This is a genomic window from uncultured Succiniclasticum sp. (assembly GCF_902793885.1).
Classification (GTDB): domain Bacteria; phylum Bacillota; class Negativicutes; order Acidaminococcales; family Acidaminococcaceae; genus Succiniclasticum.
In genome coordinates, this window is sequence record NZ_CADBFF010000018.1 from 20,471 (window position 1) to 31,713 (window position 11,243).

Here is an 11,243-nt window from a genome sequence, read left to right on the forward strand (position 1 = left end):
TTGACCGGTTCTTCCGTTGCATCATCCATTTTCTGTTTTGGGTCTTGACAAGAATGTTATAATGAGAATGTAGAAAAACCGTCGAAGCGATTCGGCGGTTTCTTCTGTTTTTATGCACACTTTTTTGTTTGACGATATATTCAAGTATTGTCGGATGTGGTGTGTATTGTTTTTGTTAATGAAATGGAGAAATGAAAACATGAAACGAACTATTACCATTTTTATTTTATTATTAACCGTTTTGCTTGGCTTCAGCGGCTGCGGCAGTTCTGACAAAAGCGGAGGCGCAAAGGGGGATACGTCGAAACCCAAACTAAAAATCGTTGCCACCATTTTCCCTGAATACAGTTGGACAAAAGAGCTGTTGGGCAGTCATGAAAAAGACGTGGAACTTACATTATTGGCGAAAAAGGGCGTGGACATGCACAGCTATCAGCCCAGTGCAGAGGATATCCTTCGCATTGCGAATTGCGATTTGTTCCTTTATGTGGGCGGCGAATCGGACAAGTGGGTGGACAAGGCATTAAAGGAAGGCGGCAACCCGAAACGAAGAGTTCTTAATTTGATGAAACTGATGGGCGACCGGGCAAAGGTAGAAGAAGAAGTGGAAGGCATGGAAAAGCATGACCATCACGAACATGATAAGGATGCGAAGGCCCATCCGAAGAAGGACAAACAGGATGAAAAACATGAGCATCATGACAAAGACAAGCATGATGAGAAGCACGAACACGAAAAGGAACACGACAAGGATAAACATGACGGCAAAGTTCACCATGAGCAGCCGGAATATGACGAACACGTCTGGCTGTCTTTGAAAAACGCAGACATTGTCTGCAAAGCTATAACAGAGGAACTGGCTGCGCTGGATTCGAAAAACGCGGAAACGTATCGTGCAAATTATACGGCCTATAGCAAAAAGCTGGCGGCTTTGGACGCAAAATATAAAGAAGTTGTAACAAAGGCGCCGGTGAAAGTGGTTCTCTTCGGCGACCGTTTCCCGTTCCGTTATCTTACAGACGATTACGGCTTACAATATTACGCGGCATTTAACGGCTGTTCGGCGGAAACGGAAGCCAGCTTCGCAACCGTAGCTTTTCTGGCGAAGAAGATGGACGAGCTGAAACTGCCTGCGGTCCTTACCATTGAGGGCAGGCAGCATAAGCTGGCGCAGACCATTGTGGAAAATACGAAGGCAAAGAATCAGAAGGTGCTGAAGCTGAACTCCATGCAGTCTGTAACTGAAGAGGAAATCAAAAAGGGCATTACGTATCTTGCGGTCATGGAACAGAATCTGAACGTGTTTAAGGAAGCGCTGCAGGCGAAATGAATAAATAGTTGGGAATAGATTATGGAAGTTCAAATCACTTGTGATAATTTAAAATTAGGATATGGCGCCGGCGTTCTGGTGGACGGGTTGTCGTTTACCGTAGAAAAAGGGGATTACCTTTGTATCGTAGGCGAGAACGGCGCAGGCAAAAGTACGCTGCTGCGCACGCTGTTGGGGTTGCAGAAACCACTGGCCGGCAAGATTACATTTGGCGGCGGTCTCCAACAAAACGAAATCGGGTACCTGCCCCAGCAAACTTTTGTGCAGAGGGATTTTCCCGCTTCCGTGTGGGAAGTGGTCCTTTCGGGCTGTCAGGGGCGATGCGGCCTGCGGCCCTTTTACAACCGTGAGGAAAAACAGATTGCGAAAAATGCCATGGAACAGCTGGAAATTATACCGTTGGCCCGGACCTGCTACCGGGATCTTTCCGGCGGGCAGCAGCAGCGGGTATTGCTGGCCAGGGCCCTGTGCGCTTCGGATAAAATGCTGGTGCTGGACGAGCCGGTTTCGGGGCTGGATCCCAAGATGGCGGAAACCATGTACCGGCTGGTGGAGCGCATCAACCGGGAAATGGGAATTACCGTTATCATGATTTCTCATGATATACTGGAGGCAATCCCCTATGCCACGCATATCCTGCATATGGGCAGGGAATACTTCTTCGGCACGGTGGAAGAATACCGCCGGTCATGTTTTGGAAATGCGTTTTTGCAGCCGGAATGAGAAAGGTTTAAGTCTATGAGTGCAATTACAGATAAACTGTTCCTGTATTTTCAATATCCCTTTGTGGTCAACGCCCTGATCGTGGGGGTGTTGATTGCCCTGTGTTCCTCCATGCTGGGCGTGACGCTGGTGCTGAAACGCTATTCTTTTATCGGGGATGGTCTGTCCCACGTGGCTTTCGGGGCCATGGCAGTGGCGGCGGTGGCGGGATTTACCGATGACATGCCCTTTATCCTGCTTGTCACGGTGGCCTTTGCCGTCTTGCTGTTGCGCACGGGACAGAACGCGAAGATCAAAGGGGACGCAGCCATTGCCATGATTTCCGTAGGAGCGCTGGCTGTGGGATATCTTCTGATGAATGTATTCTCTTCCTCTGCCAATGTTTCCGGCGACGTCTGTACCACCCTGTTCGGTTCCACTTCCATTTTAACGCTAACGAAGATGCAGGTAGGGATGTGCGGCGTGCTGTCTGCGGTGGTAATCGGCGTGTTTGTTCTGTTCTACAACAAGATTTTTGCGGTAACCTTTGACGAAGCCTTTGCCCGGGCGGCGGGTACGCCGGTGGGAACCTATAACCTGCTGCTGGCGGTACTGATCGCGGTGATTATCGTGCTGGCCATGAACCTGGTGGGCTCGCTGTTAATTTCGGCGCTGGTCATCTTTCCGGCCCTGTCGGCCATGCGCATTTTTAACAGTTTTAAATCGGTGATCCTCTGCTCGGCCGTTTTTTCTGTGATCTGTGCCTTTGTGGGCATCGTTTTGTCCATACTGGCAGGCACGCCGGTGGGCGCGACTGTTGTTATGATCGATATGCTGGCGTTTGGTGCGTTTTACGTGATAGGATCTTTAAAAAACGGCGGGCATTAAAAACGTGTGGGAAACTTATACGGCATATTTCAGCAGTTGAGAGGCTTTTCAGGAGGTGCGAACATGAAAGATAAAACGGCACAGTTCTTTACTGCAATGCTTATCTGGTCTTTGCTGCTCCTGTTAGTGAGTGGTTGCGGAGGAAGCAGCAACGATAAAAAGGCGGGCAGTTTTATTCCGTCTAAACAAAACAGCGTGGAAGCGGTGCTGCAGCAGAAAAAGGCGGAAGCAGACCGCCAAAATGGAAATGTGAATGCCAGAAAAGAAACGGCGGATAAACAAAAAGATGCAAGCGATAAAACAGGCAGAGAGGATCCCGGTATACAGAATAAACAGGGCTCTGATGGGCCCGTCACCGCCCAAAAGATGAAGGAACTGGAAGAGAAAACTCCCCGGCATGACGTGTATGATTTGCATCCCACTTATAAGAAGGTGGATTACGATTTCAGCCGGATGGATAAAACCATGATGTACACCCAGATTTACAACATGCTGAAGGAACCGGATAAATATAAAGGAAAAGTCGTCCGCATGCAGGGGACCTTCGGCCATTATTATGACGAAAAAACGGGAAAACATTATTTCGGCTGTGTGGTTATGGATGCGACGGCCTGCTGTTCTACCGGTATGGAATTTTCCCGGAAAGGAAAGCACAATTATCCGGAAAATTATCCGAAACCGGATGAGCCAATCATTGTGACCGGCACATTTTCTTCCTACAAAGAGGGGAAAGAACTATTCTGCGAGCTGGCGGATGCGGAAATTGAAAAGCTTTGATGAAGGAGTTTTTATTTTTTTACAGAAGTGGTAAAATATAAATACAGAAACAAGAGAGAGGTTCCTGTAATAAAATTATAAAGGGGGAAGTATTGTGAAGAAATTTTTGATGGTTGTGATGGCCATGCTGCTATCCCTGTCCGTGGTGGCAGGCTGTGGCGGCGGAGACAAAAAAGCAGAGCTGATCAAAGGACTGAAAACGGAAATCGGCACCCTGCTGGGTAATGTGGATAAGCTGGCTGCCGATGAATTGAAAGGCGATGCGGCCAAGAAAGCGACGGAAGGTTTCAAAGGCCTGATGGACAAAATTGCCAAGCTGAAAGAAGCGGCTAAAGGCAATGCGGCGGCGGAAAAAGAAGTGGCAGACCTGATGGGCAAGGCCACGGGGCTGTCTGAAAAGATCAGCCGCGGTATCGCTGCAGGAAACCTGAATATCGACCCGAAGACCTTTAAGATTGAAGACCTGGAAAAGAACGGCTGGGTAGCCATGAAAGACGCAGCCGGAAAAATCACCGGATACTATAATCCTAAGGATGTTGTAACTGACGATCTGGGCAAAAAAGCCTATGCGTGGATATTAAAAGTTGGCGAAGACGGCAAATCGCTGGACTTCTGCAACGTGGCCTTTGATTATGCGGCCGGCAAAGTGGCCCTGAACAAAGAAGCGGTTCTGGAAAACAAAGACGGTGTGTTCAGTTTTGCAGCGGCAAAAGCTGCCATTAAGGACCTGATTTGGGGCGACGGCATCACGAACCTGAAAGGTCTGGACCTGAACGGAATCTTTGAAAAACTGAAACCCCAGGGCTGGGACATGAAGAAACTGGCCGGCGCCGTAGCGGGAGCCGTTGCGGGTGATGCAGCCAAAGCAGGCGCAGCAGACAAAACCGCTTTCGTGAAAGATTTTGTGGCTTTTGCGGATAAAAACGAAGCAACCCTGAAGAAATTAGCGGACTCCATCAACTCCGGAACCATTGATAAATCGGCGCTGCTGGATCTGGGCAAAAACGCGCTGGCTGAAATCAAAAAAGTCAACGGCGACATGAACGGCAAATATGCAGACTTGGTAAAACCGGTTGCCAACATCCTGAAGATGCAGGAAGACCGTGCTCAGGCTATGATCGACGGTGTGAACGGCAATGCGGCCCGTTTTGCCGAAGGCGGCAACATGAAGACCAAAGTGCTGGAACTCTTAGCGCAGTTTAAGAAAGAGAACAATCTGTAAGAGGGCTCTGGGAGGAATCAGATGAAAAAAGTTGCCATCATCCGTTGTCTGGATGTAAGTATGCGCTGCGTAGGCGCGTCCTGCATGAAATCCTTTAACAGCCATACCGTAAAATTTGAACGCTACGGGGACGAAGAACTGGAACTGTTTGCCAGCCTGACCTGTAACGGCTGCGGGCAGACAGTGGAGAACGACGAGGGGCTGAAGAAAAAACTGGACCGCCTGGCGGAAGAACCGGTGGATGTGGTTCACTTCAGCAGCTGTACCAACAAAAAGGATAAAGACAATCCGGAACTGAAAAAACGCTGTCCCTGGGTGGAAAAGATGAAAGACTATCTGGAGAGCAAGGGCGTAGAAGTGGTGTACGGCACGCACCATTAATTTTTAAAACGTACCGTTAATGGTTAGAAAAGGAACGATGTTGCGTAGCAGTGTTTTACAATTTCTTTTAATTATATTATCCTTAATAACCATATAATTATCGTTAAAAAAGTTAAGGAGGAATCAGTATGGCTAACAAGTACGCAGGAACCCAGACCGAGAAAAATTTAGAGGCCGCTTTTGCAGGGGAATCCCAGGCGCGGAACAAGTACACGTATTTTGCGTCGAAAGCAAAGAAGGAAGGCTTTGAGCAGATTTCCGCACTGTTCCTGAAGACGGCGGATAATGAAAAAGAGCATGCCAAGATGTGGTTCAAGGAACTGGAAGGCATTGGCAGCACCGCAGAGAACCTGGCTGCAGCGGCTGCCGGCGAGAACTACGAATGGACAGATATGTACGAAGGCTTTGCCAAAACGGCGGAAGCGGAAGGATTCAAGGAACTGGCAGCCAAGTTCCGCATGGTCGCTGCGATTGAAAAGCATCATGAAGAGCGGTATCGCGCCCTGTTGAAAAACGTGGAGAACCAGGAAGTATTTAAGAAGAGCTCTGTCAAGATTTGGGAATGCCGGAACTGCGGTCACATTGTAGTAGGTGAAAAGGCGCCGGAAATCTGCCCGGTCTGCGCGCATCCCCAGGCTTACTTTGAAATTCATGCGGAAAATTATTAAAATGTAAAAGGGGCCGCTGTGCTGACGCGCAGCGGTCTTTTCCGTTTACCGGTCCTGTTTTGTTTCTATTTATATTATACGGTAAACAGGCAGCAACCGGGGGAGATGCGTCTCTTTAATCATGGTTTGTCTGTACAAGCTATTCTTCATTATCGTTTTATAAGGAGCCTGATATAGTATGTTTTTAGTGGATTGTCATTGCGATACCTTAAGCGAGCTGTACAAACAGAATAAGAGCCTGTATGCCAACGATCTGATGCTGGATGCGGCTCGGATCATAAAGAATGGAGGCGGCCTGCAGTTTATGGCCATGTTCATTCCCACAGAAGTGTTCCGGACAGGGGCGGGCGCAACCTATACGCTGAAGCTGATCGACACGTATCTGCGGGGTCTGAAAGAACTGGAATCGAAGGGCGTCCGTGCGCACAGGATTTTAAAGAAGGAAGACCTGGCTCAACTGCCTAACGGGCAGTTCAATACACTGCTGGCCATTGAAGAGGGAGGCGCCTTAGATGGCAGCATCGAAGTGTTGCGCGTCTATTATGAACTGGGCGTCCGCTGCATGACGCTGGTATGGAGCAACCGTAACGATATTGCCGACGGTGTGAACGAAGAGTGCAGCAAGAGCGGCCTCACTCAGTTCGGGCGTCAGGTGGTGGCAGAGATGAACCGGCTGGGAATGGCCGTGGACGTATCCCACATTTCCACTTACGGTTTCTGGGACGTGCTGGAACATAGTACGAAGCCCATCATCGCTACCCATTCCTGCGCTTACAGTCTGTGCGACCATCCCCGGAACCTGCGGGACGACCAGTTGAAAGCGCTGGCCAAAACCGGCGGCTTTGTAGGCATTAACTTTGCGGGGCAGTTTTTGGAAAAGGATTGGAACGACGCCTGTATCGAAAGCGTGTACCGCCATTTGGCCTACATGATGGACGTGATGGGCTGCGACGATTATCTGGGATTCGGCAGCGACTTTGACGGCATCAGCCATCCGCCATATAATCTGTGCGGCGTGCAGGATTTTGTGCCGTTGTTTGATTTATTAAGCAAGAAGTTCAGTGACGAAACGATACGGAAACTGGCGTACAAGAACGGCATTGCCTATCTGGAAAAGGTGCTGTGAGTTGAGGCGGTCAGTCACAAAAAGAACCGGTCAGCGTGCAGTCGAATTAATCGGCGTTTCCTTAATCCTTGTTCCCTGAGGAAATATGAATCCGGACTGCTATCTGAACCGAATCTGCTCTGATAAATTCTATTGCGGATACGTCTTTCTATTTGGAAATCATATCATTATATGATATAATGTACTATAACGTTGCAGGTGCGACGTGGTTGCAAAGAGAGAGGACTTATTTTGCCTGAGGCGAAGAGAGTTTTTTCCTTTGTATGCATAAAAGACTACACAAGCAGGAGGCACACATGAACATTATCGTCTGTGTAAAACAAGTGCCGGATACGACGCAGATCCGTCTGAATCCGGAAACCAAAACCCTGGTCCGGGACGGGGTGGAGAACATCTTAAATCCCTATGATGCGGAAGCGTTGGAAACCGCATTGATTTTGAAAGATAAATACGGTGCAAAGGTAACGGTTGTTACCATGGGACCGCCTCAGGCCAAGGATATCCTGAAGGATGCCATCGCACTGGGCGCGGATGAAGCGTACCTGCTCACCGACCGGGTGGTGGCCGGTTCCGATACGCTGGCTACCAGTATGGCGTTGGCTGCCCTGGTCAAAAATCTGGGCGAATACGACCTTATCCTCTGCGGACGGGAAGCGGCGGACGGCTGCACGGCGCAGGTTGGACCGGAAATGGCGGAGCATCTGGGCATCCCGCAGGTTACTTCCGCTCTGAAAGTGGAGTTTACCGACGGTCGGTTTGTAGTAGAACGGGAAACGGAAAACTGGGCGGAGACCCTGGCTGTTCCGGCACCGCTCCTGGTGACCATGACCCGTGCGGAAAAAGAGCTGCGCTTTGCCAGCATCCGCGGCAAAATGAAAGCCCGCAAGACGGAGATTCCTGTCAAGACCGCGGCCGACCTGGGACTGGATGTTACCAACGTAGGTCTGAAAGCTTCCCCGACACGTGTTATCAAAGTGTTTACGCCGGAAGTGCATAAGGTAGACACCCAGATCATCAAAGAAGAGGATGTGGATGTAGCCGTGGACAAGCTGGTGGAAAAGCTGATCGAAGCCGGCGTGGTAAAACGCTGAGCCGTGTATCGTGGCAGTTAACGTTGAAATTACACGCTGCACAGGCTGCGAGAACTGCGCGGCAATCTGTCCTACGGGCGCCATACAGGTGAAAGACGGTAAAGCTTCTGTCAGAGAACAGAGCTGTGTGGAATGCGGCGCGTGTATATATGATTGTCCTATGGACGCAATAACTCTTCCGAGGGAGGATTTCAATAATGGCAAAGACTGAAAATGCAATCTGGGTAGTAGCCCAGCTGGAAAATGGCGAGACCCTTGGCGTGACCTATGAACTGCTGGGGCAGGCCCGCCGCCTGGCCGACACGGTCGGGCAGAATACCGCTGTCATCCTGATCGCCAGGGAGAACAATGGGCATGCGGAAAAACTGATTGCTCAGGGCGCGGATGTGGTGTACACCGTGCTGGGCGACGAATATGCGGATTATAATGTGGAACTGTACACCAATGCCATCTGTGAACTGGCGCAGGAGTACAAGCCTAACGGTATCATGTTTGGCGCTACCATTGACGGACGGGATTTGGCGCCCCGTGTGGCAGCCCGCCTGAAAACCGGTCTGTGCGCGGACTGCACAGAAGTGGAAATGGGCGAGAACGGCCTTCTGAAATGGACACGGCCTGCGCTGGGCGGCAACCTGATGGGCACCATCGTATGCTCCGACATCCGTCCTCAGATGGGCTCCGTACGTCCCAAGATTTTTACACCTATGGAACCGGACGCCGGCCGTCAGGGCGAAGTAATCAATTACACTGTCAAAAATAAAGTGGAAAGCAAAGTGGAGATTCTGAAGAAGGAACCTCTGTCCACTGGCGGAAAGCTGAAGATTGAAGATGCGGAAGTCATCTGCACCGGTGGTCGTGGCTTCGGCGACGAGGAAAGCTTCAAGGTGTTGGAAGACCTGGCTGCCCTGTTTGAAAAATCGGCGATTGCAGGGTCTCGCGCGGCTGTAGATGAAAAGTGGGTAGACCATGCCTCCCAGGTAGGGCAGTCCGGCAAAACCGTCGCACCGAAACTGTACTTTGCCTGTGCCGTTTCCGGCGCGCTGCAGCATATTTGCGGTATGAAAGAATCCGAAGTGATCGTGGCTATCAACAAAGATGAGAACGCGCCGATTTTTGAAGTGGCTCATTACGGCCTGGTAGGGGATGTGCACGTTGTCATTCCCAAGCTGATTGAGAAGATCAAAGCTTATAAAGAATCCTGAGGTACGGTTCTGTGTGGAAAGTGATTTATATTGCCCCGACACAGGAACGGGCTGAAAGTCTGAAAAAGCTGCTGGCTGACAACGGGTTTCTGTGTCAGCTGAAGGCAGTGGGTTCGCATCGCAATGGTAAGGCTGCCGCCATAGAAATCTCTGTGCCTGTTTCGGAAGCGGAAGAGGCTTACGAGGTTTTGGCTGAGCATGGCTTTCGGCCATGAGCGGAAGTGTGTTGTGAAGCAACTGTACTGGGAAACAGTACGCAATAGGGAAGTTTATGGCAAATCAGGAAGAACGCATTTTTAAAAAAATATATACAGATTTTGATAAACGGCTGGATCAGGAACTGGACGAAGAAAAGGCAGAACGGCGCCGGCAACTGCTGTTGCAGGCACCGAACTTTAAGCTGCTCAACATGATGGTGGAAAACGAGAAGTATTCTCAGGAACTGGCAGCGAAGCTGAAGGATGGAGGCCTGTATTACCTGCGGAGCAGGGAAGAAGAAAATGTCGAGAAATACATGGGCATCTTCCGGAGAACGCTGCAGTCCCATCCGTCCGTACGGGAAGAGTTATTTAAACAGGCCGGTTTTTTGGGATGCATGGCCTATAAGAGGGACATTCCGTTGCTGGGCCGTTTATGCGGAGAAGCAGTACTCAGCGGTCTGCGCCTGCTGAAACAGGAAGATCAGGAACTGATTGAGCAGGGATATCTGCAGTTTAAGAATGTGACCAATACAGCCTTGCGCTCTCGTAACGAAGAGGATTTCCGCGAGCTTGTGAACGCACTGGACCGTTACTGGAAAGATAACCGAATTTCAGTTACGCCGGGGCTCCTTGGCCTTTTGTCCGGTTTGCTGTTTGTGGCGGCGGATAGACGTCAGACTAATGCCCTTGTGACAGTGTGCTCTCTCAGCCGTAACGTGTTGCGCCGCAGTTCTGAAGAACCGGTCGTACGGCAGCAGTTCGTCATGGAATGGAGCAATACGGCAGCGCAGATTGCACAGCGGGACTGGAAAGAAGAAACCGGACTGCTGTTAACAGACCTGTGCCTGTGTCTGGGTTCCGTGCGGGATGTTGCGCTGATCAAAAAGGTGATGGCGGATATCTCTATCCATATGCAGATGCAGAGCAAATGGGATAATTTTGAAATTGCGTTCCGGCTGTATTATCCCTGTCAGTTGTTTTCTCTTGCCCTGTTGCAGTGGGGCATGCGACGTTACCGTCACGCTCTGAAGTCTGAAAACGTCGTGGAAGCGGAAACGGAAATCCGGGAGTCTGGAATTCTGGATCAGGTGGAACAAAAGATGAATGTGCTGGGTGAAAAGGAAGAGGCGCTGGAGTTAATCCGTTTTGTTCTTCGTAACGTAAGGGATATGGCAGCGGCCTGTGCCCGGCTTCGGATGAAAGACGAATGGGAAATCTTTGTTTCCTGGCAGCGGGAGTGGCTTTCTGCTGTGCCTGATAATAGCAGGCGTAAAGAGCGGGTACGGCTGTTTCTGCAGATGGCAGCGGAATACTGGCGGAACACACGGCCCTCCCGGAGCAGTAAGCAGTGGGAATTTATGACGGAAGTCGTCACTCCTTCGCTGTTGTCAGATCAGCATATGGAATTGATAAAGGAAATTTCGTAAAGAGCTTTTATGTATACAGAATTTTTAGTTGAAGCTCCGGACGCTTCGTGTTATAATTAACAAAACTAAATATGCATTACCTTTAAATCGGTCCTGTGAGGCTGTAAGGTGACTTAGCAAAGTATTATTATGGAAGAAATTAAGCCTTCTTACATCCTGTGGGACGAGAAGGCTTTTATTTTTTGGGAAAACCGCCTATGTTCAGGTCCGGCGTTGACAGAACCGGCTG

The 11,243-nt window shown here is 49.9% G+C and carries 13 protein-coding genes; all 13 read left to right on the forward strand.

Features of this window, described 5'->3' with window-relative positions; translation table 11 throughout:
* Window positions 1-199 precede the first annotated feature (199 nt).
* The 13 genes from QZV31_RS09275 to QZV31_RS09335 all read left to right on the forward strand — a co-directional run bounded on the left by QZV31_RS09275 (window position 200) and on the right by QZV31_RS09335 (window position 11,014).
* The gene (locus tag QZV31_RS09275; protein WP_295359855.1) at window positions 200-1,330 is read left to right on the forward strand and encodes a metal ABC transporter substrate-binding protein; all 1,131 of its coding nucleotides are present in this window, start codon (window positions 200-202) and stop codon (window positions 1,328-1,330) included.
* Between the two features lie 21 nt (window positions 1,331-1,351).
* Window positions 1,352-2,053 carry an ABC transporter ATP-binding protein gene (locus QZV31_RS09280; protein WP_295359857.1) on the forward strand — a complete coding sequence of 234 codons (702 nt, stop codon included), beginning with the start codon at window positions 1,352-1,354 and terminating at the stop codon, window positions 2,051-2,053.
* 15 nt (window positions 2,054-2,068) lie between these two features.
* Window positions 2,069-2,920, forward strand: a complete 852-nt coding sequence (locus QZV31_RS09285) for a metal ABC transporter permease (protein WP_176760460.1) — start codon at window positions 2,069-2,071, stop codon at window positions 2,918-2,920.
* Window positions 2,921-2,983: 63 nt separating this feature from the next.
* On the forward strand, window positions 2,984-3,697 hold the full coding sequence (locus QZV31_RS09290) for a hypothetical protein (RefSeq protein WP_295359859.1): 714 nt from the start codon (window positions 2,984-2,986) through the stop codon (window positions 3,695-3,697).
* A 94-nt stretch (window positions 3,698-3,791) separates the two neighbouring features.
* A complete protein-coding gene (locus tag QZV31_RS09295; RefSeq protein ID WP_295359861.1) occupies window positions 3,792-4,919 on the forward strand; it encodes a hypothetical protein in 1,128 nt (375 codons plus the stop codon).
* 21 nt (window positions 4,920-4,940) lie between these two features.
* On the forward strand, window positions 4,941-5,300 hold the full coding sequence (locus tag QZV31_RS09300; RefSeq protein WP_295359863.1) for a CGGC domain-containing protein: 360 nt from the start codon (window positions 4,941-4,943) through the stop codon (window positions 5,298-5,300).
* A 128-nt stretch (window positions 5,301-5,428) separates the two neighbouring features.
* Window positions 5,429-5,968, forward strand: coding sequence for a rubrerythrin (gene rbr, locus QZV31_RS09305; protein WP_093730419.1), 540 nt, complete (start codon window positions 5,429-5,431; stop codon window positions 5,966-5,968).
* Window positions 5,969-6,146: 178 nt separating this feature from the next.
* Entirely contained in the window at window positions 6,147-7,094 is a 948-nt protein-coding gene (locus QZV31_RS09310) for a dipeptidase (RefSeq protein ID WP_295359865.1), read from the forward strand.
* 296 nt (window positions 7,095-7,390) lie between these two features.
* Window positions 7,391-8,185, forward strand: a complete 795-nt coding sequence (locus QZV31_RS09315; protein WP_295359867.1) for an electron transfer flavoprotein subunit beta/FixA family protein — start codon at window positions 7,391-7,393, stop codon at window positions 8,183-8,185.
* Between the two features lie 10 nt (window positions 8,186-8,195).
* Window positions 8,196-8,396 carry a 4Fe-4S dicluster domain-containing protein gene (locus QZV31_RS09320; RefSeq protein ID WP_218118214.1) on the forward strand — a complete coding sequence of 67 codons (201 nt, stop codon included), beginning with the start codon at window positions 8,196-8,198 and terminating at the stop codon, window positions 8,394-8,396.
* Window positions 8,383-9,387 (forward strand): electron transfer flavoprotein subunit alpha/FixB family protein, encoded by a 1,005-nt coding sequence (locus QZV31_RS09325; protein WP_295359869.1) that lies wholly within the window; start codon window positions 8,383-8,385, stop codon window positions 9,385-9,387. Before QZV31_RS09320 ends, QZV31_RS09325 begins: the two co-directional genes overlap by 14 nt.
* A gap of 11 nt (window positions 9,388-9,398) precedes the next feature.
* Window positions 9,399-9,602: a hypothetical protein gene (locus tag QZV31_RS09330; protein WP_093730423.1), complete on the forward strand. Its 204-nt coding sequence runs from the start codon at window positions 9,399-9,401 to the stop codon at window positions 9,600-9,602.
* A gap of 56 nt (window positions 9,603-9,658) precedes the next feature.
* On the forward strand, window positions 9,659-11,014 hold the full coding sequence (locus QZV31_RS09335; RefSeq protein WP_295359871.1) for a hypothetical protein: 1,356 nt from the start codon (window positions 9,659-9,661) through the stop codon (window positions 11,012-11,014).
* The last annotated feature ends 229 nt before the right edge of the window (window positions 11,015-11,243 follow it).